The sequence below is a fragment of the Streptomyces albireticuli genome, assembly GCF_021228125.1.
Lineage (GTDB): Bacteria > Actinomycetota > Actinomycetes > Streptomycetales > Streptomycetaceae > Streptomyces > Streptomyces albireticuli.
In genome coordinates, this window is the sequence record NZ_JAJQQS010000009.1 from 149,713 (window position 1) to 175,702 (window position 25,990).

At 73.1% G+C, this 25,990-nt stretch carries 19 protein-coding genes; 12 read left to right on the forward strand and 7 right to left on the reverse strand.

All coding sequences use genetic code 11. The features are described from left to right. Nucleotides 1-211 precede the first annotated feature (211 nt). The 10 genes from LUZ64_RS18385 to LUZ64_RS18430 all read left to right on the forward strand — a co-directional run bounded on the left by LUZ64_RS18385 (nt 212) and on the right by LUZ64_RS18430 (nt 15,677). Nucleotides 212-1,159, forward strand: coding sequence for a 4-(cytidine 5'-diphospho)-2-C-methyl-D-erythritol kinase (locus tag LUZ64_RS18385; protein ID WP_095582793.1), 948 nt, complete (start codon nt 212-214; stop codon nt 1,157-1,159). Between the two features lie 208 nt (nt 1,160-1,367). Continuing rightward, nucleotides 1,368-3,020: an acyltransferase family protein gene (locus LUZ64_RS18390; protein WP_095582792.1), complete on the forward strand. Its 1,653-nt coding sequence runs from the start codon at nt 1,368-1,370 to the stop codon at nt 3,018-3,020. A gap of 108 nt (nt 3,021-3,128) precedes the next feature. Further along, nucleotides 3,129-5,786 (forward strand): FtsX-like permease family protein, encoded by a 2,658-nt coding sequence (locus LUZ64_RS18395; protein WP_232390165.1) that lies wholly within the window; start codon nt 3,129-3,131, stop codon nt 5,784-5,786. Between the two features lie 184 nt (nt 5,787-5,970). Beyond that, nucleotides 5,971-7,779 (forward strand): ABC-F family ATP-binding cassette domain-containing protein, encoded by a 1,809-nt coding sequence (locus LUZ64_RS18400; RefSeq protein WP_095582791.1) that lies wholly within the window; start codon nt 5,971-5,973, stop codon nt 7,777-7,779. Between the two features lie 233 nt (nt 7,780-8,012). Further along, on the forward strand, nt 8,013-9,938 hold the full coding sequence (locus tag LUZ64_RS18405; protein ID WP_232390164.1) for an outer membrane protein assembly factor BamB family protein: 1,926 nt from the start codon (nt 8,013-8,015) through the stop codon (nt 9,936-9,938). A gap of 287 nt (nt 9,939-10,225) precedes the next feature. Further along, nucleotides 10,226-10,942: a response regulator transcription factor gene (locus tag LUZ64_RS18410; protein WP_095579354.1), complete on the forward strand. Its 717-nt coding sequence runs from the start codon at nt 10,226-10,228 to the stop codon at nt 10,940-10,942. 316 nt (nt 10,943-11,258) lie between these two features. Next, nucleotides 11,259-12,308, forward strand: coding sequence for a galactose-1-phosphate uridylyltransferase (gene galT, locus LUZ64_RS18415; RefSeq protein ID WP_232390163.1), 1,050 nt, complete (start codon nt 11,259-11,261; stop codon nt 12,306-12,308). After that, the gene (galE, locus tag LUZ64_RS18420) at nt 12,305-13,285 is read left to right on the forward strand and encodes a UDP-glucose 4-epimerase GalE (protein WP_095582842.1); all 981 of its coding nucleotides are present in this window, start codon (nt 12,305-12,307) and stop codon (nt 13,283-13,285) included. The genes galT and galE overlap by 4 nt, the downstream gene beginning before the upstream one ends. Next, on the forward strand, nt 13,282-14,454 hold the full coding sequence (gene galK / locus LUZ64_RS18425; RefSeq protein ID WP_095582843.1) for a galactokinase: 1,173 nt from the start codon (nt 13,282-13,284) through the stop codon (nt 14,452-14,454). Before galE ends, galK begins: the two co-directional genes overlap by 4 nt. A 446-nt stretch (nt 14,455-14,900) precedes the next feature. Continuing rightward, nucleotides 14,901-15,677 (forward strand): response regulator transcription factor, encoded by a 777-nt coding sequence (locus tag LUZ64_RS18430; protein WP_095582844.1) that lies wholly within the window; start codon nt 14,901-14,903, stop codon nt 15,675-15,677. Here the strand turns inward: LUZ64_RS18430 and LUZ64_RS18435 are convergent. After that, nucleotides 15,636-16,133 carry a MarR family winged helix-turn-helix transcriptional regulator gene (locus LUZ64_RS18435; RefSeq protein ID WP_095582845.1) on the reverse strand — a complete coding sequence of 166 codons (498 nt, stop codon included), beginning with the start codon at nt 16,131-16,133 and terminating at the stop codon, nt 15,636-15,638. The two genes, LUZ64_RS18430 and LUZ64_RS18435, sit on opposite strands and share 42 nt — an antisense overlap. Before the next feature lie 143 nt (nt 16,134-16,276). Between LUZ64_RS18435 and LUZ64_RS18440 the strand changes: the two genes are divergently transcribed. After that, nucleotides 16,277-17,092, forward strand: a complete 816-nt coding sequence (locus LUZ64_RS18440; RefSeq protein WP_095582846.1) for a trans-aconitate 2-methyltransferase — start codon at nt 16,277-16,279, stop codon at nt 17,090-17,092. Nucleotides 17,093-17,219: 127 nt separating this feature from the next. Here the strand turns inward: LUZ64_RS18440 and LUZ64_RS18445 are convergent, their stop codons facing one another. Beyond that, nucleotides 17,220-17,912, reverse strand: coding sequence for a TetR/AcrR family transcriptional regulator (locus LUZ64_RS18445; RefSeq protein WP_184743493.1), 693 nt, complete (start codon nt 17,910-17,912; stop codon nt 17,220-17,222). Then, nucleotides 17,909-18,889 carry an acyl-CoA desaturase gene (locus LUZ64_RS18450; protein WP_211305093.1) on the reverse strand — a complete coding sequence of 327 codons (981 nt, stop codon included), beginning with the start codon at nt 18,887-18,889 and terminating at the stop codon, nt 17,909-17,911. The genes LUZ64_RS18445 and LUZ64_RS18450 overlap by 4 nt, the downstream gene beginning before the upstream one ends. Nucleotides 18,890-19,123: 234 nt before the next feature. Between LUZ64_RS18450 and ppc the strand changes: the two genes are divergently transcribed. Beyond that, nucleotides 19,124-21,856 carry a phosphoenolpyruvate carboxylase gene (ppc, locus tag LUZ64_RS18455; RefSeq protein WP_095582856.1) on the forward strand — a complete coding sequence of 911 codons (2,733 nt, stop codon included), beginning with the start codon at nt 19,124-19,126 and terminating at the stop codon, nt 21,854-21,856. Nucleotides 21,857-21,922: 66 nt separating this feature from the next. On the opposite strand, the gene pth is transcribed toward ppc, so the two are convergent. The 4 genes from pth to glmU form a co-directional block, all read right to left on the reverse strand. Next, complete coding sequence (gene pth / locus LUZ64_RS18460; RefSeq protein WP_095582857.1) at nt 21,923-22,513, reverse strand: aminoacyl-tRNA hydrolase; 591 nt, start codon at nt 22,511-22,513, stop codon at nt 21,923-21,925. A gap of 87 nt (nt 22,514-22,600) precedes the next feature. Next, entirely contained in the window at nt 22,601-23,176 is a 576-nt protein-coding gene (locus LUZ64_RS18465) for a 50S ribosomal protein L25/general stress protein Ctc (protein WP_095582848.1), read from the reverse strand. A 195-nt stretch (nt 23,177-23,371) separates the two neighbouring features. Further along, complete coding sequence (locus LUZ64_RS18470) at nt 23,372-24,349, reverse strand: ribose-phosphate diphosphokinase (RefSeq protein ID WP_087927776.1); 978 nt, start codon at nt 24,347-24,349, stop codon at nt 23,372-23,374. Nucleotides 24,350-24,422: 73 nt separating this feature from the next. Further along, nucleotides 24,423-25,901, reverse strand: coding sequence for a bifunctional UDP-N-acetylglucosamine diphosphorylase/glucosamine-1-phosphate N-acetyltransferase GlmU (glmU, locus tag LUZ64_RS18475; protein WP_095582849.1), 1,479 nt, complete (start codon nt 25,899-25,901; stop codon nt 24,423-24,425). Between the last annotated feature and the right edge of the window lie 89 nt (nt 25,902-25,990).

The following is a 25,990-nucleotide window of genomic DNA, read 5'->3' on the forward strand; positions in this document are numbered from 1 at the left end:
TGGCTCCGGGGCGGGGGTCCGGGGCCGTATATTTACGGGCCCCTCGCTCCGAACCGCGAGGGAACCCCCACATCGGGCCCGCAAATACACGTCAGCGCCCCGGACCCCCACCCCTGCGCCCCCGTCACCTCCCGCCGTCTTCCGGCTGACGGCTCACGCCCCCGTACGATCGGCCGTGACCCTCTCCCGTACGACCCGAGGAGCCCGCTCCGTGAGCCCGTCCGTTACCGTCCGCGTCCCCGCCAAGGTCAACGTGCAGCTCGCCGTCGGCGGCGTACGGCCGGACGGCTTCCACGACCTGGCCAACGTCTTCCTCGCCGTCGGCCTGTACGACGAGGTGACCGTCACACCCGCCGAGGAACTGCGGATCACCTGCTCCGGGCCGGACGCCGGCCAGGTGCCGCTGGACGCCTCCAACCTCGCGGCCCGCGCGGCGCTCGCCCTCGCCGCCCGCCACGGACGCGCGGCGGACGTCCACATCCACATCGACAAGGACATCCCCGTCGCGGGCGGCATGGCGGGCGGCAGCGCGGACGGCGCCGGGGCGCTCCTGGCCTGCGACGCCCTGTGGGGCACCGGGGCCTCGCGCGAGGAACTGCTCGACATCTGCGCCGAGCTCGGCAGCGACGTGCCGTTCAGCCTGGTCGGCGTGGCGGCGCTGGGCCGGGGCCGGGGCGAGATCCTCACCCCGCTGGCCGTCGGCGGCACCTTCCACTGGGTCTTCGCCGTCGCCGACGGCGGTCTGTCCACCCCCGCGGTCTACGCCGAGTGCGACCGCCTGCGCGAGGTCTCCGGCGGGGGCTCGGGCGTGGCGGACGTGCCCGAGCCGGAGCCGTCGCCCGCGCTCCTCGACGCCCTGCGCACCGGCGACGCGACCGCGCTCGCCGCGGCCGTCACCAACGACCTCCAGGCGGCCGCGGTCTCCCTGCGCCCGTCCCTGGCCGCGACCCTCGCCGCGGGCACCGGCGCCGGCGCCCTCGCCGCCCTGGTCTCGGGCTCGGGCCCGACCACGGCGTTCCTGGTCCGCGACGAGGCGGAGGGCGAGAAGGTGGCGGACGCGCTGCGCTCGTCGGGGACGTGCCGTTCGGTACGGGTCACCTCCGGTGCGGCCCCGGGAGCGACCGTGATCCGGGCGGAATCCAGCCCGTCCGGCGTTTGAGGACCGGGGTCCGGGGCGGAGCCCCCGGTTCCGGGAAGGGGCGGGTAGGGGAAAAGGCCCCGCGCAGCGGCCCCCCGCACGGCCCGCACTTTCCCTTCGAGGCCCGCTCCACGTCCGTCGAGCAGCGGTCGGCTGAGTAGCCGTACTCAGCCGCACCTGAGTACCGCCTCCGTGGCGACGCCCGCCCCCGCCGCGCGAGGGTGCGGGCATGGCTACGACTCCCACCGCGCGCGACCTCGCCGCGGCCACCCCCGCCGGGCGCGACCGGACGATAGACCTGCTCCGGGTCGTCTCGCTCGGCACCGTCGTGCTCGGCCACTGGCTGATGGCCGCCGTGACCGCAGACGACGGCCGGGCCGAGGTCGGCAACCTGCTCGCGGTCGAGCCCGGGCTGCAACTCCTCACCTGGGTCCTCCAGGTCATGCCGGTGTTCTTCTTCGTCGGCGGCTTCTCGCACGCCCTCTCCTACCGGTCCCTCGCCCGCCGCACCGAGGGACCGGTCTACGCCGCGTTCGTCCGCGCCCGCCTCCAGCGCCTCCTGCGCCCCACCATGCTCTTCATAGCCGTCTGGGGCGCCGGCTCCCTCGCCGTCCAACTCCTCGGCGCGGACGGCCCGCTGACGGGCGTGGCCGCCCGGCTCGTCGCCCAGCCGCTGTGGTTCATCGGCATCTACCTGGCCATGGTCGCCCTCACCCCGCCGCTGCTCCGGCTCCACGAACGGTGGGGATGGGGCGCGTTCGCCGCCCTGGCCGGCGCGGCCGCGGCCGTCGACGCGCTGCGGTTCGCCGCCGACGTCCCGTACGTCGAGTTCCTGAACTTCGCCTGCGTCTGGCTCGCCCTCCACCAGCTCGGCTTCCTCCGCGCCGACGGCCGGCTGCGCCGCCCGGCCGCCCTGGCCGCCGCCGGCATGGCGGGGGCGACCGCGCTCGTGGCCCTCGGCCCGTACCCCCTGTCGATGGTCGGCATGCCCGGCGAGAAGATCAGCAACATGGCGCCGCCGACGTTCGCCCTGCTCTGCCACGGCCTGTGGCTGGTCGGCGCCGTCGAACTCCTGCGCCGTCCCATGGCGCGCCTGGTGGCCCGCCCCCGCGTGTGGCGCGTCGTCGTCGCGGCCAACGGCGTCGCCATGACCGCGTTCCTGTGGCACCTCACGGCGATGCTCGGTGTCTACGGGGCCCTGCTCGCCCTCGACGTCCCGCTGCCGGCCCCCGCGAGCGCCGCCTGGTGGGTCCAAGTGCCGCCGAGGATCGCGGCGGCGGCTCTGGTGACCGCGCTCCTGGTGGCCGTCTTCCGCAAGGCCGAGGCACCGGCGGTGCCCAAGAGGGTTTCCTCCACCCACCCACGGGAGGCGGCGGGCCGCAGCGGGTCCTTGAGGGACGTAAAGCGAAGCAGTCCCTCAAGGACCCGCGGAGGCACGGCGCCGCGGCCGGACAGCCCCGCGCAGCGGATACCGCCCGCGCAGCGGGAGACGGCGCCGCGGCCGGATAGCCTCGCGCAGCGGATACCGCCCGCGCAGCGGGGGGAGACGGTGCCGCGGTCGGACAGCCCCGCGCAGCGGTCACGGCCCGCGCAGCCTGAGGCGGCGCTGGACTTGGGAAGCCCCGCGCAGCGGGATACGGCGCCGTACTCGACGACGGCCCGGCAGCGACACCGCGCCACAGCCTCAGCCGCAGCCGCCGCAGGCGTCACCCTCGCCCTCCTAGGCGTCCTCGGGCTCTCCATGGTCGGCTTCGCCGGGCTCCTCGAAGGCCGCACCGCCGTCCTCGTCGCCTTCCGCGTCACCGCGCCCGCCGCCGTCCTCATGGCCGCCGTGGGCTGGCTGCTCGTCGAGAAGGCGGGCGGAACCCCACGCCCCCGGTAGGGCTGTCCCCACCCCCAGGAGGCCCGCCCGTCCCATGGGACCGCGCCCGCCCCGTCCCTAGCGTTGAAGCCGTCGCCACGACCGGCGGCCGCACGACGGAAAACAGGGGTGGGGCGTGAACCGCAGAACGGCGGACCGCAGTACGAAGGGCCGCAGTACGGCGAACCGCAGTACGACGGGCCACGGACGAACCGGGGCCGCCGCGTGATCGGCAAGCTCGCGCGCCGCTCGCTGCGCCACCGCACCACCTCCTTCACCGCCACCTTCCTCGCGCTGCTCTTCGGCGCGACGATCGTCATGGCCTGCGGCGGCCTGATGGAGACCGGCATCCGCAACAACACCCCGCCCGAACGCCTCGCGGGCGCCCGGCTCCTCGTCGCCGGCGACCCTAGGTACTCCCTGGCCGACGACGAGAAGCACAAGGCGAAGGGCCTGTTCCCGGAGCGCGTGGAGCTCGACGAAGCCCTCGTCGAGCGGGTCCGCGCCGTTCCGGGCGTCCGCACCGCGGTCGGCGAGCGCACCATCGACACCGCCGTCACCGCCGTCGCCGGAAGCACCCGTGCGCCCAACGCGGCCCAGGCCCACGGCTGGGAGTCCGCCGCCCTCACCCCCTACGCCCTCGCCTCGGGCGAGGCCCCCACCGGCCCCGGCGAGGCCGCCCTCGACGAGAGCCTCGCCCGCGCGGCCGGGGTCCGGACGGGCGACCGGGTCGCCCTCACCGCGCGCGGCACCACCGCCCCGTACCGCGTCACCGGCATCGTCCGGCCCGCCGCCGGCCGCGCCGTGCCGCAGGCCACCCTCTTCCTCTCCACCGCCGAGGCCGCCCGGCTCGCGCCCCGCGCGGGCACCGTCGCCGACATCGCCGTCACCGCCCACCCCGGCACCGGCACCGCCGCCCTCCGCGAGCGGATCGCCGCCGCCCTCCACGGGCAGGGCGTCACCGTCCTGACCGGCGACGACCGGGGCGCCGTCGAGCACCCCGAGGTCGTCGAGGGCGGCGAGAACCTGATCGCGGTCGCCGGGGCCTTCGGCGGCCTCGCCGTCCAGACGGCGGTGTTCGTCGTCGGCGCCACCGTCGCCCAGGCGGCCGGGCAGCGGCACCGCGAACTCGCCCTGCTCCGGGCCGTCGGCGCCACCCGCGGCCAGCTGCGCCGGCTCGTGCTCGGCGAGACCCTGATGGTCACCACCCTCGCCGGAGCCGTCGCCTGGTTCACCGGCCCGCTCGCCGGCCACTGGCTGTACGAGCGGCTGGTCGGCACCGGCATGATCGCGGAGACCGTCGAGTTCCGGCAGGGCTGGATACCCGCCGTCGCCGCGGGCGGCGCCCTCCTCCTGACCGCCCTCGGCGGCGGCGTCCTCGGCGCCTGGCGCGCCGTCAGGGTCCGGCCCGCCGAGGCGCTCGGCGAGGCCGAGGCACGGCAGCGCTGGATCTCCTGGCCCCGGCTGCTCCTCGCCGCCCTGTTCCTGGCGGGCACGGTGGCGCTCGGCCTGGTGACCGCCCTCGTCCTCGAAGGCCCGGTCGCGGCGTCCACCGCCGGCCCCACCGTCCTGTGCGCCGCGATCGGCTTCGCCCTGATCGGCCCCGCCCTCACCAAGGCGGCGGCCGCCGTCCTCCAGTGGCCCGCCCGCCTGCTCGGCGGCGTCACCGGCCGGCTCGCCGCCCGCAACTGCCGGGCCCGCTCGATCCGCATGGCCGCCGCCGTCACCCCGATCATGCTCGCCACCGCCGTCACCACCGGCATGCTCTACCTCCAGACCACCGTCGCCGACGTCTCCGGCAAGCAGTTCACCGACGGCCTCAAGGCCGACGCCGTCGTCACCTCGGCCGCCGGAGGCGTGGACCCCGCCTTCGTGGACCGGGTGCGGGAGGTGCCGGGCGTCGGCGCCGCGGGCGCGTACGTCACCAGCACCGGCTGGCTGGAGCGGCCCGTCGACCACGGACAGGACAAGCGCGGCCTCGCCCTCCAGGGCGTCGACGCCGGCTCCGCCGCGCGCACCCTGGCCGCCCCGGCGACCGCGGGCAGCCTGACCGCCCTGCGCGGCGACACCGTGGCCCTGCCCGAGGCCACCGCCCACCGCCTGCGCCGCGGCGTCGGCGACACCGTGCGGCTGCGGCTCGGCGACGGCTCCACCGCGGGCCTCCGCGTCGTCGCCCTGCTCGCCGACCGGCCCGGCTACGCGACGGCCCTCGTCCCCGTCACCCTCCTCGCCCCGCACACCACCTCCGGGCTGCCCGCCCAGATCCTGGTGCGCGCCGCCGACGGCACCGACCCCCGGACCGTCGTCGACGCCCTGCGCGCCCTGACCGCCGCCCACCCGGGCCTCGCCGTCACCGACCGGGACGGCGTGATCGACGGGCACGCCCACGACACCCGCGCCCAGGCGTCCGTCAACTACCTCATCTGCGGCATGCTCATCGGCTACACCGCCCTGTCCGTCGTGAACACCCTGGTGATCTCCGTACGCGACCGCCGCCGGGAGTTCGGCCTCCAGCGCCTCACGGGGGCCACCCGGGGCCAGGTGCTGCGCATGATGACCGTGGAGGCCGCCCTGGTCACGGCCATGGGCCTCGCCCTGGGCACGCTGGCGGCGGCCGCAGCCCTGGTTCCCTTCAGCCTGGCCGCGACGGACGGCTGGCTGCCCTCGGGGCAGCCCGCGATCTATCTGACGACGGCGGCCGGGGCGCTCGTACTGACACTGGTGGGGACGCTGGTCCCGACGTGGGCCGCGCTGCGGATCCGTCCGGTGGTGGCGGCGAAGGCCTGAGCCGCCGGTCGCCGGGTGAGCGGCCGGAAAGCCCGCCCTCCCGGCCTTCGAACCCCCGTGACCTGGTGCGTCCCCCGCCGCCCGGCGGCGCTCCCGGGCCACGGGACCGGCCGCGCCGCGCGCCGACTACCCTGGAAGGCCGATCACAAAAGCAGCGCGGCCCGCGCGCAGGAGCAGGAGCGGAATGGCCACGAACCTCGTCAATCTGGAAGCCGTCGACAAGGTGTACGGCACCCGTGCGCTGCTCGACGGCATCTCCCTCGGTGTCAACGAGGGGGACCGGATCGGCGTCGTCGGCCGCAACGGCGACGGCAAGACCACCTTGATCCGTATCCTCGCCCGGCTGGAGGAAGCCGACAAGGGCCGGGTCACCCACGCGGGCCACCTGCACCTCGGCGTGCTCACCCAGCACGACTCCCTCGACCCGGCGGCCACCATCCGCCACGAGGTCATCGGCGACCTCGCCGACCACGAGTGGGCCGGCAGCGCCAAGATCCGCGACGTCCTCACCGGCCTCTTCGGCGGCCTGGACCTGCCCGGCTTCCCGCAGGGCCTGGACACCGTCATCGGCCCGCTCTCCGGCGGTGAGCGCCGCCGCATCGCGCTCGCCAAGCTGCTGATCGCCGAGCAGGACCTCATCGTCCTCGACGAGCCCACCAACCACCTCGACGTCGAGGGCATCTCCTGGCTGGCCGCCCACCTGCGCGCGCGCCGCTCGGCCCTCGTCTGCGTCACCCACGACCGCTGGTTCCTCGACCAGGTCTGCACCCGCATGTGGGACGTCCAGCGCGGCACCGTCCACGAGTACGAGGGCGGCTACAGCGACTACGTCTTCGCCCGTGCCGAGCGGGAGCGGATCGCCGCGACCGAGGAGGCCAAGCGGCAGAACCTGATGCGCAAGGAGCTCGCCTGGCTGCGCCGCGGCGCCCCCGCCCGCACCAGCAAGCCGCGCTTCCGCATCGAGGCCGCCAACGAGCTGATCGCCGACGTGCCGCCGCCGCGCGACACCGCCGAGCTGATGAAGTTCGCCAACTCCCGCCTCGGCAAGACCGTCTTCGACCTGGAGGACGTCACCGTCCAGGCCGGCTCCAAGGCCCTGATCCAGCACCTGACCTGGCAGCTGGGCCCGGGCGACCGGGTCGGCCTCGTCGGCGTCAACGGCGCGGGCAAGACCTCGCTGCTGCGCGCCCTCGCCGAGGCCGCCCGCACCGAGGGCGAGCGGCAGCCCGCCGCCGGGCGCATCGTCGTCGGCAAGACCGTCAAGCTCGCCTACCTCTCCCAGGAGGTCGGGGAACTCGACCCGAAGAAGCGCGTGTTGGAGGCCGTCCAGCAGGTCCGTGACCGCGTCGACCTCGGCAAGGGCCGGGAGATGACCGCCGGGCAGCTGTGCGAGAAGTTCGGCTTCAGCAAGGAGAAGCAGTGGACGCCCGTCGGCGACCTCTCCGGTGGTGAGCGCCGCCGGCTCCAGATCCTGCGCCTGCTGATGGACGAGCCCAACGTCCTCTTCCTCGACGAGCCCACCAACGACCTCGACATCGAGACCCTGACCCAGCTGGAGGACCTCCTCGACGGCTGGCCCGGCTCGATGGTCGTCATCAGCCACGACCGGTACTTCGTCGAGCGCACCACCGACAAGGTCTACGCCCTGCTGGGCGACAAGGCGTTGCGGATGCTGCCGCGCGGTCTCGACGAGTACCTGGAGCGGCGGCAGCGGGTGATCGAGGCTGCCGTGCCCGCTGCCGCCCCGGCCGCGCCGGAGGCCGCCGCCAAGCAGAAGTCGGCCGGTGACGCCCGCGCGGCCAAGAAGGAACTCCAGAAGATCGAGCGGCGTCTCGACCGCATCAGCGAGCAGGAGACCAAGCTCCACGCGCGGATCGCCGAGCAGGCCACCGACTTCGAGGCCGTCGCCAAGCTCGACGCCGAACTCCGGGAACTCGCCGGGGAGCGCGACGAACTGGAGATGCGCTGGCTGGAACTGGCCGAAGACGCCTGAGTCGTACAAGGGCTCATAAGTCGCAACAGTCTCGTCACGGGCCGGTCTCAGGCGGTGTAAACCCCGGGATCGGCCCGTTGGTATGGGAAGTCGGGTGATAGAAAGAACACCCGCTCGCCTGCCGTCCGACTGGCGGGTTGCCTGCCCGATTCGCTCCTTCCTGGTGGATTTTCGGCCACCGGGATCGCGGGGGAGACCGGCCGGGCCACCGACCCGCGTGAAGAGGAAAGCTGATGTCACAGCCGCCCCAGCCGCCCAACCAGCCGCCGGGGGTTCCGCCGGCGCAGCCGGGCGGAGGCTTCGGCGCGCCGAACCCCTCGTACGGCTACCCGCACCAGCAGCCGACCCAGGTGGCACCTCAGGTGCCGGCGCAGCCGTCCCAGGTGCCCCCGCCTCCGCCGGGAGCCCCGCAGACGCCGCCCCCGCCCCCGGGTGCCCCTCAGGCACCGCAGACGCCGCCGCCCCCGCCGGGCACGCCACCGCAGGCCCCGCCCGCGGCGCCGCCGGGCGGCTACGGCTACCCCGGCCCCGGCCAGGCCCCGCAGCCCGGTGGTTACGGCTACCCCGGCCAGGCGCCCCAGCCCGGCGGTTACGGCTACCCCGGCGGGCCCGGTCAGCCCGGCCAGGGCTTCGGCGCGCCCACGCAGCCGCAGTTCGGCGCCTTCCCGCAGCAGCCCGGCCCCTACGGCGCCCCCGGTGGGCCCGGCGGCCCCGGCTCCGGCGGCGGCGCCAAGAAGCGCATGGCCGTCATCGTCAGCGCCGCCGTGGCGCTCGTCCTCCTCGTCGGCGGCGGCGTCTGGTTCGCCGTGTCGGGTGACGACAAGGAGGAGCAGGCCAAGGGCGGCGAGGGCACCAGCCAGGGCACCGGCGGCAAGCAGGGCGGCGGCGAGCAGGGCGGCACCAAGGGCGACAAGCCCAAGACCGTCGACGGCAAGCTGCTCTTCGAGGTCGAGCAGGAGAAGGTCGACGACCTCGTCAGCGCCAAGGGCATGTGGGTCGGCGACCAGGCCGTCGCCAAGGTCGACGTCTACAAGATCGTCGGCTACGGCCTGAGCGGCGGCAAGAAGTGGGAGCTCCCGCTCGACGGCGCCGTCTGCTGGGCCAACCCGAAGCCGACCGACGACGGCAAGGCCGTCGTCCTCGTCAGCGACGGCAAGCCCAGCTCGGAGAAGAAGTACGGCGGCCCCTGCACCCAGGTCATCGCCTTCGACGTGAACAAGGGCACCAAGCTCTGGCAGAAGTCCGCCAAGGCCGGTGACCGGGACGTCACGTTCGACGAGGTCACCATCGGCGCCGGCACCGTCGCGGCCGGCGGCACCAGCGGCGGCGCCGCCTGGAGCCTCGACGGCGGCCAGGAGCTGTGGAAGCCCAAGGAGGACAGCTCCAACTGCAAGGACGCCGGTTACGCGGGCGGCGGCAAGCTCGTCGCCGTGCGCCGCTGCGGCGACTACGAGCGCCCGCAGGTCTCCGTGCAGACGCTCGACCCCAAGTCCGGCGCGGTCAAGTCCACCTACAAGGTGCCGACCGGCCTGAACTACCCGCACATCGCCTCCACGGACCCGCTGGTCGTCGCGGTCTCCGCGGGCGACACCACGGGCAACGGCGCCTCGGACTTCCTCGTCGTCGACGACAGCGGCAAGGACGGCACGCTCCGCAGCAAGATCTCAACGGCCGGCAAGTACGAGCCGAAGTGCCCCGCCACCGAGGTCGAGGGCTGCTCCAAGCTGGCCGTCACCAAGGACACGCTGTACCTGCCGACGGAGGAGCACCCCTCCGGCAACAGCAGCCAGCCCGGCCGCATCAACGAGATCGTCGCCTTCGACCTGGCCACCGGCCAGACCAAGGGCAAGACGGACGGCACCGCCGGCACCGAGATGATCCCGCTCGGCGTCGACAAGGACGGCTACCCGATCGCCTACCGCAACGCGACCTTCCGGTGGGGCGGCCAGGTGCTGCGCATCGACCCCAAGACGTTCAAGGCCGATGTCCTCCTGAAGAACGCCGACGACACGGCCCGCGCCGAGAACGAGCTCTCGCCCAACTACCAGCAGGGCGTCTACGCCCAGGGCCGGCTCTTCCTGGGCACGAACTACATCCGTAAGGTCACCGTCGCCGGTCTGGGCAAGCAGTACACCCTCCAGATCTACGGCGGGAGCTGACGCCCTAGGTTGACGCGCGGGCCTCCGGGCCCGCGCGCCGCGTTGACGCGGTTGCCGTTTCCGACCGGTTGCCGCTCGATGCGGACCATGAAAGTCCGTATCCCTGCCCGCCACGCCTTCGTGCCTGAACGATCCGTTTCAGTCTCGAAGTACACGTGATTGGCAGGGATTTCGGCATTCCGGGGGACTTCTCACCGGTAAGGGGCGCGCGACGTCGAACAAGCGTGTAGCTTCCGGGGGCAAGAGGGGCCGAGGAGAGACGTACGCGGGCGACAGGGGGCAAGCGCATGGGCGTGCGGCTCATGGTGGTCGACGACCACCGTCTGCTGGCCGAGGCGCTCGCCTCGGCGTTGAAGCTGCGCGGGCACCGTGTGCTGGCCGCCGCCGCGCCGAGCGCGGGAGCGGCCGACCTGGTGGTGAGCCGCGCTCCGGAAGTGTGCCTGCTGGGCACCGCCACACCCGCCGAACCGGGGGCCTTCGACCCGGTCGTCCGGATCAAGCGGGAGCGGCCGCAGGTCGCCGTCGTGGTCCTCGGCCCGGTGCCGAGCCCGCTCGGCATCGCCGCGGCCTTCGCCGCCGGCGCCTCCGGCTACGTCCGCCACAACGAGCGCATCGAGGGCGTGGAGCGCGCCATGATGAAGGCCCGCGCCGGAGAGGCCGCGGTCGACCCCCAGCTGCTCCAGGGGGCCTTCACGGAGCTCCTCAACCCCGCCGCCCAGCCGGACGACGAGGGCGCCCGGCTGCTCCAGCTGCTGACGCCGCGCGAGGTCGAGGTGCTGGTGCGGGTCGCCGAGGGCGAGGACACGCGGCTCATCGCGGCCGGGATGGGAATAGCGCCCAGTACGGCGCGGACGCACGTCCAGCGGGTCCTGATGAAGCTCGGGGTCGGATCGAGGCTGGAGGCGGCGGCTCTCGCGGCGCGTACGGGGCTTTTGGACCGGGCGGCGGCGGGGGCGTCGGCTGTTCCCCCACCGAGGGGCCCTGCGGGCCCGGGGGCGCTGTAGCCCTGGCCGGGGCCGGGTGACGGCTGCGCGGCCGAGGGTGCCCTGCGGGCGGCCTTTCCCCACCCCGCCCCTTCCCGAAACCGGGGGCTTCGCCCCCGGGCCCCCTTTCCGCGCTACCGCGCGGTGTCCTCAAGCGCCGGACGGGCTGGAAAATCCAGCCCGTCCGGCGCTTGAGGACCGGGGTCCGGGGCGGAGCCCCGGTTCGGGAAGGGGCGGGGCTGGGGAACAAGCCCCGCGCAGCGGCCCACCCACCCACCCGCCACCCCACGGCGGCCCCTCCGGTTAAGGGACGGCACCCCGAGGGGAAGAGCCCCCCGTGAAAAAGACGGCGATCACCCTCGCGGACAGCCGCACTCTCCGCTACTACGACCTCCGCGACGACATCCCGCACGACACCCTCGACCGGCGCCCCCTCCGCCCCGACCCCACCACCCCCGAGATCCGCCACGACCCCTTACTCGGCGACGACGTCGTCATCGCCGCGCACCGCCAGACCCGCACCCACCACCCGCCCTCCGACGCCTGCCCCCTGTGCCCCACCCGGCCCGGCGCCGCCCCGACCGAGGTCCCGGCCCCCGACTACGACGTCGTCGTCCTCGACAACCGCTTCCCCTCCCTCGCGGGCGACCTCGGCCGCTGCGAGGTCGTCTGCTTCACCCCCGACCACGACGCCTCCTTCGCCGACCTCGGCCCCGAGCACGCGGCCCTCGTCCTGGAGGCGTGGACGGACCGCACCGCGGAGCTCTCCGCGCTCCCCACCGTCGAGCAGGTCTACTGCTTCGAGAACCGCGGCGCGGAGATCGGCGTCACCCTCGACCACCCGCACGGCCAGATCTACGCCTACCCCTTCGTCACCCCGCGCACCGAGCGCGTCCTCGCCAACGCCGCCGCCCACCACCGGCGCACCGGCGGCCGGAACCTCTTCGACGACACCCTCGCCGCCGAGCTCGCCGACGGCCGCCGCACCGTCCTCGACGGCGCGCACTGGACCGCCCACGTCCCTTACGCCGCCCGCTGGCCCTACGAGGTCCACCTCCACCCCCGGCGCCGCGTCCCCGACCTGACGGCCCTCGACGACGCGGCCCGCGCGGAGCTCCCCGGCGTCCTGCTGGAGCTGCTGCGCCGCTTCGACCGGATCTTCGGCCCCGGGCAGCCGCCCACCCCGTACATCTCCGCCTGGCACCAAGCGCCCGCCCGGCATCCCCTCAGGAGTGAATTCGCCCTGCATCTGGAGCTCTTCACCATCCGCAGGGCTCCCGGAAAGCTGAAGTTCCTCGCCGGTTCCGAATCCGGCATGAGTGTGTTCATCAACGATGTGCCGCCCGAGGCCGCGGCCCGGCGACTGCGAGAGGTAGCGAGCACGTGAATCAGCGAACGAGCGGCAGCACTTACCTGGTCACGGGCGGGGCGGGCTACGTCGGCAGCGTCGTCGCCGCGCACCTGCTGGCCGCCGGGCACTCCGTCACCGTCCTCGACGACCTCTCCACCGGCCACCGGGCCGCCGTCCCCGACGGCGCCCGCTTCATCGAGGGCCGGGTCCAGGACGCGGGCCGCTGGCTGGACAGTTCGTACGACGCCGTCCTGCACTTCGCCGCCTTCTCCCAGGTCGGCCAGTCCGTCGCCGACCCCGAGCCGTACTGGCGCAACAACGTCGGCGGGACCGCCGAGCTCCTCGCCGCCATGCGCGACGCCGGCGTCCGCACCCTGGTCTTCTCCTCCACCGCCGCCGTCTACGGCGAACCCGACACCGTCCCGATCACCGAGGACGCCCCCACCCGTCCCACCAACCCCTACGGCGCCACCAAGCTCGCCGTCGACCACATGATCAGCGGCGAGTGCGCGGCCCACGGCCTCGCCGCCGTCTCCCTGCGCTACTTCAACGTCGCGGGCGCGTACGGGCGTCACGGCGAGCGGCACGCCCCCGAGACCCATCTGATCCCGCTCGTCCTCCAGGTCGCCCTGGGCGGCCGCGCGGCGATCTCCGTCTACGGCGACGACTACCCCACCCCCGACGGCACCTGCGTGCGCGATTACATCCATGTCGCCGACCTCGCCGAGGCCCACCTGCGCGCCCTGTCCGCCGCCCGCGACGGCGAGCACCTCGTCTGCAACCTGGGCAACGGCAACGGCTTCTCCGTCCACGAGGTCGTCGAGGCCGCCCGCAAGGTGACCGGGCACCCGATCCCCCAGCTCGCGGCCGGGCGCAGGCCCGGCGACCCGGCCGTCCTCGTCGCCTCCGCCGAGCGCGCCGCGGAGACCCTCGGCTGGCGCCCCGCCCGCCCCGACCTGGCCGGGATCATCGCCGACGCCTGGGAGTTCGCCCGCCGGACGGCCGTCGAATGACCGCCGGCGACACGGCCGCGGCCGACGCCTCCGCGGCCGCCTTCGAGCGGGCCTTCGGCCACGCCCCGGACGGCGTCTGGGCGGCGCCCGGGCGCGTCAACCTGATCGGCGAGTACACCGACGTCAACGAGGGGCTCGTGCTGCCCTTCGCGCTGCCGCGCACGGTCCGGGCGGCCGCCTCGCCGCGCGCCGACGGACGGCTGCGGCTGTGCCTGGGCGACGGCCCGGCGGCCGACCGCGCGGAGCTCTCCGCGGCGGACCTGGCGCCCGGCCGCGTCCGGGGCTGGGCGTGCTACCCGGCAGGCGTCCTCTGGGCGCTGCGGGCGGCCGGACACCCCGCCACGGGCGCGGACGTCCACCTGGACGGCGATGTCCCGCGCGGCGCCGGGCTGTCGTCCTCCGCCGCCATGGAGTGCGCCGTCGCCCTCGCGCTCGACGGCGTCGGCGGACTCGGGCTGTCCCGGGCGGAGATCGCCGCGCTCTGCCGCCGGGCGGAGAACGAGTTCGTCGGCGTCCCCTGCGGGATCATGGACCAGACCGCCTCCGCCCGCTGCGTCGCGGGCCACGCCCTGTACCTCGACACCCGCGACCTCACCCACCGGCACGTACCGCTCGACCCGGCCGCCGCCGGGCTGTCCCTGCTGGTGGTGGACACCCGCGTGCGGCACGCCCTCGCGGACGGCGCGTACGCGGACCGGTGCGCCGGTTGCGAGGCAGGAGCTCGCGCGCTGGGCGTGCGCTCTCTGCGGGACATCCCTTCCGAGGGGCTGGAACCGGCCCTCGGAAGGGTGCGGGATCCGGCCGTACGAGCGTTGGTGCGCCATGTCGTCACCGAGAACGACCGGGTGCGGCAGGTTGTCGATCATCTGGAGGCCGGTCGTGTCACCGCCGTCGGGCCGGTGCTGACGGCCGGGCACGCGTCGCTCCGCGACGACTTCGCGGTCTCCTGCCCGGAGCTGGATCTGGCCGTCGCAGTCGCGAACGGCGCGGGCGCGCTGGGCGCCCGGATGACCGGTGGCGGCTTCGGTGGTTCGGCCGTGGCGCTGGTGGAATCGGGCGCCGAGACGGCCGTAGCGGAGGCCGCCGGCCGGGCGTTCGCGGCGGCGGGGCACCGTGCGCCACGGGTGTTTCCGGCTGTCGCGGGGGAGGGCGCCCGGCGGCTCCGCTAGTCCTCGGCCGGCCCCCGCGCGGCCCTGGCCGGCCGCCGTCCGGCCTCGCGCGGCCCGGTTCCGGCCCCACGCCGGGCGGCACCGGACGGGGCCGGCCCGGCTCGTCACGGCCCCGGCCCGTACCCTCCCGGACCGGTCAAGTCGGACCGCTCATGGCCGACATCACGTCGTTCCATGTCGTTCACTGCCCCAATACTGAACATAAAGCTCACCATCAACAGGCGGGTCAAGCAGTTTTGCCAATCGGCTTCCGACACCGGACCCCGGCCGTACGCTGATGCACAGCGTCGGTGGGGGCCGACGCTGATCAGGGGGCGAGACAGTCAGGTACGACGCCCGGGGCGGGGCGGTCTGTCAGGGCACGGCGGCGGCCGTGCGCGCAATGGCGGCCCCGCGACCGGGCGCCGTACCCGCACTGGCCGTTCTCCCGGGATATGGGGGTGGCTGTGGCACGTATTCGGGTACTGGTGGTCGACGATCACCGCATCTTCGCCGAGTCGCTCGCCGCCGCCCTTGCGGCCGAGCCGGACGTGGACGTCTCGGCGGCCGGCAGCGGGCCGGCGGCGCTGCGCGCGCTGGAGCGGGCGGCGGGCGAGGGGCGCCGTTTCGACGTGCTCCTCGTCGACGCCGACCTGGGCACGGTGGCTCCGGACGTGGTGCCGGGGCAGCTCCGCGGCCAGGACGGCCCGGGGCAGGGCGAGGGCGTCGTCGACGGCATCTCGCTGGTGGCGGGGGTCCGCAGCGGCCAGCCCGCCGTGCGGACGGTGGTCCTCGCCGAGCGCGACGACCCCAGACGAGCCGCCGCGGCGCTCCAGGCGGGCGCCGGCGGCTGGGTGGCCAAGGACTGCTCGCTCTCCAGGCTGCTGGCCGTCATCCGGGGCGTCCTGCGCGACGAGACGCATCTGCCGCCCGCGCTGCTCACGGGCGTGCTGCGGGAGCTCACGGCGGCCCGTAAGCACCGCACCGAGAGCGAGCGGCTGGTGGAGTCGCTGACGCCGCGCGAGCGCGAGGTGCTGCGCTGCATGGTGGCCGGGCTGGGCCGCAAGGCCGTGGCCGAGCGGCTCTATCTCTCCCCGCACACCGTCCGCACACACATGCAGAACGTGCTGGGCAAGCTCGGGGTGCACTCCACGCTCGCGGCGGTGGCCCTGGCCCGGCGGGCCGGGGTGGGGCCGGTGGACCTAGCCGGGAATGTTGTCGAACGGGGCGGTCAACTGGCGTAGCAGTCCGGCCAGTTCGCCACGCTGGGCGTGGGAGAGCTCGCCGAGGATCGCGCGCTCCTGCGCGAGCAGCCCGGCCAGTGCCTCGTCCGCGCGGTCCCGGCCCTCGGCGGTGAGCCGTACCAGCACGCCCCGCCGGTCGGTGGGGTCGGGCAGTCGCTCGACGAGGCCCTTCTTGGCGAGCCGGTCGATGCGGTTCGTCATGGTGCCCGAGGTGACCAGGGTCTGGGTAAGGAGCTGCCCGGGGGAGAGCTGGTAGGGCGCTCCGGCCCGGCGCAGCGAGGTCAGGACGTCGAACTCCCAGGGCTCGAGCTGGTGCTCGGCGAAGGCGAGGCGCCGGGCCCGGTCGAGGTGGCGGGCGAGTCTGCTGACACGGCTGAGCACCTCGAGTGGTTCCACATCGAGGTCCGGGCGCTCGCGACGCCATGCTGCGACAAGCCGATCGACCTCGTCCTCCATGGCGATCAGTGTAGAGGGTCTGTCGACATGAAGTCTCTTGACGTCAAGAGATTGGCGGAGTCATGCTGGAACGGAAGCGTACGGAATGTTCACGTCCGTCGTATTCGGCGCGCCCCTGCCCACCCGCGAGGAGGCCCATCCCCATGCGCACCGCCGCCACCTGGGACCCCCGGCAGTACCTCCGCCACTCCGGCCACCGTGCCCGCCCCTTCCACGACCTGCTCGCCCGGATCCCCGACCCGGCGCCCCGCCCCGGCGGACCGCGCGTCGTCGACCTCGGCTGCGGCTCCGGCAACGTCACCGCGCTCCTCGCCGCGCGCTGGCCCACGGCCCACGTCACCGGTCTCGACAGCTCCCCCGAGATGCTCGCCGAGGCCGCCGCTCACGCCGGCCCCACCCCGGGCGGCGGCCGGCTCGACTTCGCCCGCGCCGACCTCACCGACTGGACGCCCGCCGAACCCCTGGACCTGATCGTCTCCAGCGCCACCCTTCAGCGGGTGCCCGGCCACGCCGGGTCCTTCCCCGCCTGGACGGCCGCCCTCACCCCCGGCGGTACCCTCGCCTTCACCGTCCCCGGGAACTTCCGGGCCCCCAGCCACACCCTGCTCCGGGAGCTGTGCGGGAGCGCGCGCTGGCGGGACCGGCTCGGCGGCCTGCACGGCACCGGGCACGTCCTGGAACCGGCCGACTACCTCGGCCGGCTCACGGCCCTCGGCCTCACGGTGGACGCCTGGGAGACCACCTACAGCCATCTGCTCACCGGCCCGGACCCCGTCCTCGACTGGACGAAGGGGACGGCCCTGCGGCCCGTCCTGACGGCTCTGTCCGGCGACCCCGGGGCGACCGAGGAATTCCTGGCGAGCTACGCGGAGCTGCTCCGCGGGGCCTACGCGGCGGGGCCGCACGGCACCGTCTTCCCCTTCCGGAGGGTCTTCGTGGTGGCGCGGCGGCCCGCCTGAGCGGGCTCGGGCGCATGCCGACTCGGGCGCGTACCGGCCCGGGCTTGTGCCGGCCCGGGCTTGTGCCGGCCCGGGCGCCTACCGGCCCGGGCGGCGCCCCGCCCGTGACCCCGGGGGTGGACCCCGGTCAGGAGCGCCGGTGCCCCACCAGCCGCGGCTTCGGCTCCAGGCCGTCCAGCCCGTGCCACGCCAGGTTCACCAGATGCGCCGCCACCTCGGCCTTCTTCGGCTTGCGCACGTCCAGCCACCACTGACCCGTCAGCGCCACCATCCCCACCAGCGCCTGGGCGTACAGCGGGGCCAGCTTCGGATCGAAGCCGCGGGCCTTGAACTCCAGGCCCAGGATGTCCTCGACCTGCGTCGCGATATCGCTGATCAGGGAGGCGAAGGTGCCCGTCGACTGGGCCACCGGCGAATCCCGGACCAGGATCCGGAAGCCGTCCGTGTACGACTCGATGTAGTCCAGCAGGGCGAAGGCCGCCTGCTCCAGCAGCTCCCGCGGGTGTCCCGCCGTCAGCGCGCCCGTCACCAGGTCCAGCAGCTGGCGCATCTCGCGGTCGACCACCACCGCGTACAGCCCCTCCTTGCCGCCGAAGTGCTCGTAGACCACCGGCTTGGAGACCCCGGCCTTCGCCGCGATCTCCTCCACCGACGTGCCCTCGAACCCCTTCTCGGCGAAGAGCGTGCGACCGATGTCCAGCAGCTGCTCACGGCGCTCCGCGCCGGTCATCCGCACCCTCCGGGTGCGGCGCGGCCCCGAATCCGAGGCCCGGTTCTTGTTACTGGTGGTATTGCTATCGATCGCCACGCTGTCAATCATGCCGCGTGAACGGCATCTTCCTTCCTTCGGGAGTCGATGCGGCCCGCATCCGGCCACCGCACGTCATAGGCCCAGCCGGCCTTCTCGAACCAGCGGATGATCCGGGCGCTGGAATCCAGCTGCCCCTTCAGCACCCCGTGCCGCGCCGACGTCGGATCCGCGTGGTGCAGGTTGTGCCAGGACTCACCGCAGGACAGCACCGCCAGCCACCACACATTGCCGGAGCGGTCCCGCGACTTGAAGGGCCGCTTGCCCACCGCGTGGCAGATGGAATTGATCGACCACGTCACATGGTGCAACAGCGCCACCCGCACCAGTGAACCCCAGAAGAAGGCCGTCACCGCACCCTGCCAGGACCAGGTGGCCAGGCCGCCCACCAGCGGTGGGATCAGCAGCGACACCGACGTCCACAGCGCGAACTGGCGGGACACCCGGCGGATGGCCGGATCCTTGATCAGATCCGGTGCGTACTTCTGCTGCGGCGTCTGCTCCTCGTCGAACATCCATCCGATGTGGGCCCACCAGAGACCCTTCAGCAGCGCCGGGACCGTCTCGCCGTAACGCCACGGCGAATGCGGATCGCCCTCGGCGTCCGAGAACCGGTGGTGCCGGCGGTGATCCGCCACCCAGCGCACCAGCGGCCCCTCCACGGCCAGCGACCCCATGATCGCCAGGGCGATCCGCAGCGGACGCTTCGCCTTGAACGACCCATGAGTGAAATAACGGTGGAAACCGATCGTGATGCCATGGCAGCCGATGTAATACATCGCCACCATCAGGCCCAGATCCAGCCAGCTCACCCCCCAGCCCCAGGCCAGCGGCACCGCCGCCAGCAGCGCGACGAACGGCACGGTGATGAACAGCAGCAGCGCGATCTGCTCCACCGAACGCTTGCTGTCACCACCCAGCGTGGCGGAGGGGAGCGGTGCTTCCCGGGCCTTCGGCGCGTCTTCGATCACGTCGGGGCTTGCAGTCATGGGATCCCTCAGGGGGTTCGGGGCATGGCTACGGGTCCGTAACCTACGGCCTCGTAAGTATGGCAGGGAGGCGCCCCGGAGCACGAGGGCTGTGGACAACCGCGCGTCGGACGGCGACCTATGCTGGTGCACGCCGGACAGCGCGGTCCGCAACCCCTCCAGACGTGCTCAGAAACTCTGCAAGGAGCCGCACCTGTGAGCAGTGCCGACCACATCAGCCCCGCCGCCGACGAGATCCGGCAGAGCGCGGACGAAGCACAGCGCAGCGCCGCCCTGCGCGCCGACATCCGCCGCCTCGGCGACCTGCTCGGCGAGACCCTGGTCCGCCAGGAGGGCGAGGAGCTCCTCGCCCTCGTCGAGCGCGTCCGCGCCCTCACCCGCACCGACGGCGAGGCCGCCGCCCACCTCCTCGGCGAGACGGACCCCGACACGGCCGCCAAGCTGGTCCGGGCCTTCTCCACCTACTTCCACCTCGCCAACGTCACCGAGCAGGTGCACCGCGGCCGCGAGCTGCGCGCCAAGCGCGACGCCGAGGGCTCGATCCTCGCCCGCACCGCCGACCAGCTCAAGGACGCCGACGCCGACCACCTCCGGCAGACCGTCGAGAACCTCAATGTGCGCCCCGTCTTCACCGCGCACCCCACCGAGGCCGCCCGCCGCAGCGTTCTCAACAAGCTCCGCCGCATCGCCGAGCTCCTCGACACCCCCGCCGCCGGCGGCGGCGAGAAGCGCCGCACCGACCTCCGCCTCGCCGAGAACATCGACCTGCTCTGGCAGACCGACGAGCTGCGCGTCGCCCGCCCCGAGCCCACCGACGAGGCCCGCAACGCCATCTACTACCTGGACGAGCTGCACGCCAACGCCGTCGGCGACGTCCTGGAGGACCTCGCCGCCGAGCTCGACCGCGTCGGCGTCACCCTCCCCGCCACCACCCGCCCGCTGACCTTCGGCACCTGGATCGGCGGCGACCGCGACGGCAACCCCAACGTCACCCCCCAGGTCACCTGGGACGTCCTGATCCTCCAGCACGAGCACGGCATCACGGACGCCCTCGAACTCGTCGACCTCCTCCGCAGCGCCCTCTCCAACTCCATCCGCAACAGCGGCGCCACCGAGGAACTCCTCACCTCCCTCCAGCACGACCTGGAACTCCTCCCCGAGATCAGCCCCCGGTACAAGCGCCTCAACGCCGAGGAGCCCTACCGCCTCAAGGCCACCTGCGTCCGCCAGAAGCTCGTCAACACCCGCGAACGCCTCGCCCGCAACACCCCCCACGAGCCCGGCCGCGACTACCTCGGCACCGCCGACCTCCTCGCCGACCTCCAGCTCATCCAGGACTCACTGCGCGCCCACCGCGGCGCCCTCATCGCCGACGGCCGCCTGGAGCGCGCCCTGCGCACCCTCGCCGCCTTCGGCCTCCACCTGGCCACCATGGACGTCCGCGAACACGCCGACGCCCACCACCACGCACTCGGCCAGCTCTTCGACCGCCTCGGCGAGGAGTCCTGGCGCTACGCCGACATGCCCCGCGACTACCGCCGCAAGCTCCTCGCCAAGGAACTCCGCTCGCGCCGGCCGCTCGCCCCCAAGCCCGCACCCCTCGACGCCGACGGCGCCAAGACCCTCGGCGTCTTCGACACCATCCGCGAAGCCCTCTCCCGCTTCGGCCCCGAGGTCGTCGAGTCCTACATCATCTCCATGTGCCAGGGCGCCGACGACGTCTTCGCCGCCGCCGTCCTCGCCCGCGAGGCCGGCCTCGTCGACCTCCACGCCGGCTGGGCCAAGATCGGCATCGTCCCCCTCCTGGAGACCACCGACGAGCTCAAGGAGGCCGACCGCCTCCTCGACGACATGCTCGCCGACCCCTCCTACCGCCGCCTCGTCGCCCTGCGCGGCGACGTCCAGGAGGTCATGCTCGGCTACTCCGACTCCTCCAAGTTCGGCGGCATCACCACCAGCCAGTGGGAGATCCACCGCGCCCAGCGCCGCCTGCGCGACGTCGCCCACCGCTACGGCGTCCGCCTGCGCCTCTTCCACGGCCGCGGCGGCACCGTCGGCCGCGGCGGCGGCCCCACCCACGACGCGATCCTCGCCCAGCCCTGGGGCACCCTCGAAGGCGAGATCAAGGTCACCGAGCAGGGCGAGGTCATCTCCGACAAGTACCTCATCCCCGCCCTCGCCCGGGAGAACCTGGAACTGACGGTCGCCGCCACCCTCCAGGCCTCCGCCCTCCACACCTCACCCCGCCAGTCCGACGAGGCCCTGGCCCGCTGGGACGCCGCGATGGACACCGTCTCCGACGCCGCCCACGACGCCTACCGCCGCCTCGTCGAGGACCCGGACCTCCCGGCGTACTTCTTCGCCTCCACCCCCGTCGACCAGCTCGCCGAGCTCCACCTCGGCTCCCGGCCCTCCCGCCGCCCCGACAGCGGCGCCGGCCTCGACGGCCTCCGCGCCATCCCCTGGGTCTTCGGCTGGACCCAGTCCCGCCAGATCGTCCCCGGCTGGTTCGGCGTCGGCTCCGGCCTCAAGGCGGCCCGCGAGGCCGGCCTCGACACCGTCCTGGAGGAGATGCACGAGCACTGGCACTTCTTCCAGAACTTCCTCTCCAACGTCGAGATGACCCTCGCCAAGACCGACCTGCGCATCGCCCAGCACTACGTCGACACCCTCGTCCCCGACGACCTCAAGCACGTCTTCGACGCCATCAAGGCCGAACACGAACTCACCGTCCAGGAAGTCCTCCGCATCACCGGCGAGGCCGAACTCCTCGACGCCAGCCCCGTCCTGCGGCAGACCTTCCACATCCGCGACGCCTACCTGGACCCGATCTCCTACCTCCAGGTGACCCTCCTCCACCGCCAGCGACAGGCCGCCGAGCGCGGCGAGCCCGCCGATCCGCTGCTCGCCCGGGCACTCCTGCTCACCGTCAACGGCGTGGCCGCCGGCCTCCGCAACACAGGCTGACCCCCACCGCGTATGCCGAAGGGCCCCTCCACGGAGGGGCCCTTCGGCATACACGGAACGACACCGTCAGGAGTTGTACGTCCCCTGAGCACGCTCCAGACCGTCCACGATCAGCGTCTCCACCGCGTCCGCCGCCCGGTCGACCTCGAACGCCAGCTCCTTGCGCTCCGCCGACGAGAAGTCCTTCAGCACGAAATCCGCGACCTGCATACGGCCCGGCGGCCGCCCGATGCCGAAACGCACCCGGCAGTAGTCCGGCCCCATCGCCTTCGTGATCGACTTCAGACCGTTGTGGCCGTTGTCACCACCGCCCAGCTTCAGCCGCAGCTGCCCGAAGTCGATGTCCAGCTCGTCATGGACGGCGACGATCCGCTCCACCGGCACCTTGTAGAAATCCCGCAGCGCGGCCGTCGGACCGCCCGACAGATTCATGAACGACATCGGCTTCGCCACCACGACCCGCCGACTCGACGGCCCCGGCGCGCCCAGCCGCCCCTCGACCACCTGCGCCCGCGCCTTGTGCGTCTTGAACTTCGCGCCCAGCCGCTCCGCGAGGAGGTCCGCGACCATGAAGCCCACGTTGTGGCGGTTGCCCGCGTACTCGGGACCGGGGTTGCCCAGACCCACGATCAGCCAGGGGCTGGAGTCGTCCGTCATCTGCATATCTCCTTCATAGCCCAACCGCCGCCCCGCTCCGGTGGAGCGGGACGGCGGTCGCAAAGAAAAAGCCGGTGAGGGCGAGGATCAGGCCTCGGTGCTCTCGGCGGTCTCCTCGGCGGCCGACTGGCCGGCGACGACGTGCAGGACCACGGCGTCGGCGTCGACGGCGAGGGAGACACCGGCCGGCAGGACGACGTCCTTGGCCAGGACGGAGGCACCGGCACCCAGGCCCGCCACGGAGACGACGACGGCCTCGGGGATGTGGGTGGCCTCGGCCTCGACCGGCAGGGCGGTCAGGGTGTGCTCGAGCAGGTTGCCGCCCGGGGCCAGGTCACCCTCGGTCTGGACCGGAACCTCGACGGTGACCTTCTCGCCACGCTTGACGACCAGCAGGTCGACGTGGACCAGGAAGCCCTTGAGCGCGTCACGCTGGACGGCCTTGGGGATGACCAGCTCGTCGCGGCCCTCGATGTCCAGGGAGAGCAGGACGTTCGGGGTCTTGAGCGCCATCATCAGCTCGTGGCCCGGCAGGGTGACGTGGACCGGCTCGGAGCCGTGGCCGTAGACGACGGCGGGAACCTGGCCGGCGACGCGGGCGCGGCGGGCGAAGCCCTTGCCGAACTCGGTGCGGGTCTGCGCGGGAATCTTGATCTCGGACATGAGCACTCCTCGTAAGCGAAAAGATCTGACGGCCGTCACCCGGCCCACGACAGACCTGCTACGAAGAGCGCGTCGATAACGGACCGCCGCACACCAGTGCGGCCTCCCTCGCCGAGCAACTCGAGAAGTGTACCCGGCGGGGAGGCCGCCCAGAAATCGATCAGAAGACGATCGGATGTGAGGAGAAGAGGGCTGTTACGCCTGCTCCTCGAAGAGGCTCGTGACCGAACCCTCCTCGAACACCTCACGCACCGCGCGCGCGATCGTCGGCGCGATCGACAGCACCGTGATCTTGTCCAGCTCCAGCTCACCCGGCGTCGGCAGGGTGTTGGTGAACACGAACTCGCTCACCTTGGAGTTCTTCAGACGGTCCGCCGCCGGGCCCGAGAGCACACCGTGCGTGGCCGTCACGATGACGTCCTCGGCACCGTTCGCGAACAGCGCGTCCGCGGCGGCGCAGATGGTGCCACCGGTGTCGATCATGTCGTCGACCAGGACGCAGACGCGGCCCTTCACATCACCGACGACCTCGTGCACCGTCACCTGGTTGGCGACATCCTTGTCACGGCGCTTGTGGACGATCGCCAGCGGCGCGCCCAGACGGTCGCACCAGCGGTCGGCGACGCGCACGCGGCCGGCGTCCGGGGAGACGACCGTCAGCTTGTCGCGGTCGACCTTCGCGCCCACGTAGTCCGCGAGGATCGGCAGGGCGAACAGGTGGTCGACCGGGCCGTCGAAGAAGCCCTGGATCTGGTCCGTGTGCAGGTCGACCGTGAGGATCCGGTCCGCACCCGCGGTCTTGAACAGATCCGCGACCAGACGGGCCGAGATCGGCTCACGGCCGCGGTGCTTCTTGTCCTGACGGGCGTAGCCGTAGAACGGCACGACCACGGTGATGGAGCGGGCCGACGCGCGCTTCAGCGCGTCGATCATGATCAGCTGCTCCATGACCCACTTGTTGATGGGAGCCGTGTGGCTCTGCATCAGGAAGCAGTCGGCACCGCGCGCCGACTCCTGGAAGCGGACGTAGATCTCGCCGTTGGCGAAGTCGAATGCCTTGGTCGGGACCAGGCCTACGCCCAGCTGGTGCGCGACCTCCTCGGCAAGCTCGGGGTGGGCGCGGCCGGAGAAGAGCATCAGCTTCTTCTCGCTGGTCGTCTTGATCCCGGTCACAGCACAGTCTCCTTGGATGTCGCTTTGTGTGCGCTTATCACGGTACGCCCCGCACGGCGCCCCCGTGTCACGGTCACTGTCCGCCGTCGGTCTCCGGGGACTCGTCGCGACCGTCTCGACCAGCAGCGGAAGCGGCCTGTGCGGCTGCGCTCCCGGGGCGCTTACGCGCAACCCAGCCCTCGATATTCCGCTGCTGCCCACGTGCGACGGCCAGCGAACCCGGGGGCACATCCTTGGTGATGACCGAGCCGGCCGCCGTGTAGGCGCCGTCCCCGATCGTGACCGGAGCCACAAACATATTGTCCGACCCGGTCCGGCAGTGCGAGCCGATCGTCGTGTGGTGCTTGTTCACACCGTCGTAGTTCACGAAGACGCTCGCCGCGCCGATGTTCGTGTACTCGCCGATCGTGGCGTCGCCGACGTAGGAGAGGTGCGGCACCTTGGTGCCCTCGCCGATCACGGCGTTCTTCATCTCGACGTACGCGCCGGCCTTGGACTTCGCCCCCAGCCGGGTGCCGGGCCGCAGATAGGCGTACGGGCCGACGTTCGCGCCCGCGCCGATCACGGCACCGTCCGCGACGGTGTTGTCCACGACCGCGCCCTCGCCGACCGTCGTGTCCTTCAGCCGGCTGTTCGGACCCACCTCGGCGTCCTGCGCCAGGTGGGTGGTGCCCAGCAGCTGGGTGCCCGGGTGGACCAGCACGTCCTGCCCGAAGGTCACCGTCACGTCGACGAAGGTGGAGGCCGGGTCGACGACCGTCACACCGCTCATCATCGCCGTGTGCAGCAGCCGCTCGTTGAGCAGCTTGCGCGCCTCGGCGAGCTGGACGCGGTTGTTGATGCCCAGGATCTCCCGGTGGTCCCCGGCCACGGCCGCGCCCACCCGGTGACCGGCCTCGCGCAGGATGCCCAGGACGTCGGTCAGGTACTCCTCGCCCTGGCTGTTGTCCGTGCGGACCTTGCCGAGGGCGTCGACCAGCAGACGGGCGTCGAACGCGAACACACCGGAGTTGATCTCACGGATGGCGCGCTGCGCGTCGGTGGCGTCCTTGTGCTCGACGATCGCCGTCACGGCGCCCGTCGCCTCGTCGCGCACGATGCGCCCGTAGCCGGTGGAGTCCGGGACCTCGGCGGTCAGCACGGTGACGGCGTTGCCGTCGCCGGCGTGGGCGTCGCTGAGCTTCCGCAGGGTCTCGCCGGTCAGCAGCGGGGTGTCGCCGCAGACGACGACCACGGTGCCGTCGAGGACGATCCCGCTGTCACCGAGCGCCTCCAGGCCCATGCGTACGGCGTGGCCGGTGCCGTTCTGCTCGTACTGCACGGCGGTGCGGACCTCGGGGTCGGTCTCCGCCAGATGCGCGACGACCTTCTCGCGGGCGTGCCCGACGACCACCACGAGGTGCTCGGGGTCCAGCTCGCGGGAGGCGGCGACGACATGTCCGACGAGAGAGCGGCCGCAGATGGCGTGCAGGACCTTGGGGGTCGCCGACTTCATGCGGGTGCCCTCACCCGCTGCGAGGACGACGACGGCTGCCGGGCGGTTGGCGCTCACGGGTGTGCCCTTCGGCTTCGGGTGGTGGACATCCGAAGGATACCGGTGCGTTTACACGCCGAAACGCGGGCGGGTCCTGACCTGGAGGT

Bases quoted from the DNA above. Each gene is read 5' to 3' on its own strand.
- LUZ64_RS18390 (WP_095582792.1), top strand. From the start codon at position 1,368: ATGGCTACGACTCCCACCGCGCGCGACCTCGCCGCGGCCACCCCCGCC.
- LUZ64_RS18400 (WP_095582791.1), top strand. From the start codon at position 5,971: ATGGCCACGAACCTCGTCAATCTGGAAGCCGTCGACAAGGTGTACGGC.
- LUZ64_RS18405 (WP_232390164.1), top strand. From the start codon at position 8,013: ATGTCACAGCCGCCCCAGCCGCCCAACCAGCCGCCGGGGGTTCCGCCG.
- LUZ64_RS18410 (WP_095579354.1), top strand. From the start codon at position 10,226: ATGGGCGTGCGGCTCATGGTGGTCGACGACCACCGTCTGCTGGCCGAG.
- galK (WP_095582843.1), top strand. From the start codon at position 13,282: ATGACCGCCGGCGACACGGCCGCGGCCGACGCCTCCGCGGCCGCCTTC.
- LUZ64_RS18435 (WP_095582845.1), bottom strand. From the start codon at position 16,133: ATGGAGGACGAGGTCGATCGGCTTGTCGCAGCATGGCGTCGCGAGCGC.
- LUZ64_RS18440 (WP_095582846.1), top strand. From the start codon at position 16,277: ATGCGCACCGCCGCCACCTGGGACCCCCGGCAGTACCTCCGCCACTCC.
- LUZ64_RS18445 (WP_184743493.1), bottom strand. From the start codon at position 17,912: ATGATTGACAGCGTGGCGATCGATAGCAATACCACCAGTAACAAGAAC.
- LUZ64_RS18450 (WP_211305093.1), bottom strand. From the start codon at position 18,889: ATGACTGCAAGCCCCGACGTGATCGAAGACGCGCCGAAGGCCCGGGAA.
- pth (WP_095582857.1), bottom strand. From the start codon at position 22,513: ATGACGGACGACTCCAGCCCCTGGCTGATCGTGGGTCTGGGCAACCCC.
- LUZ64_RS18465 (WP_095582848.1), bottom strand. From the start codon at position 23,176: ATGTCCGAGATCAAGATTCCCGCGCAGACCCGCACCGAGTTCGGCAAG.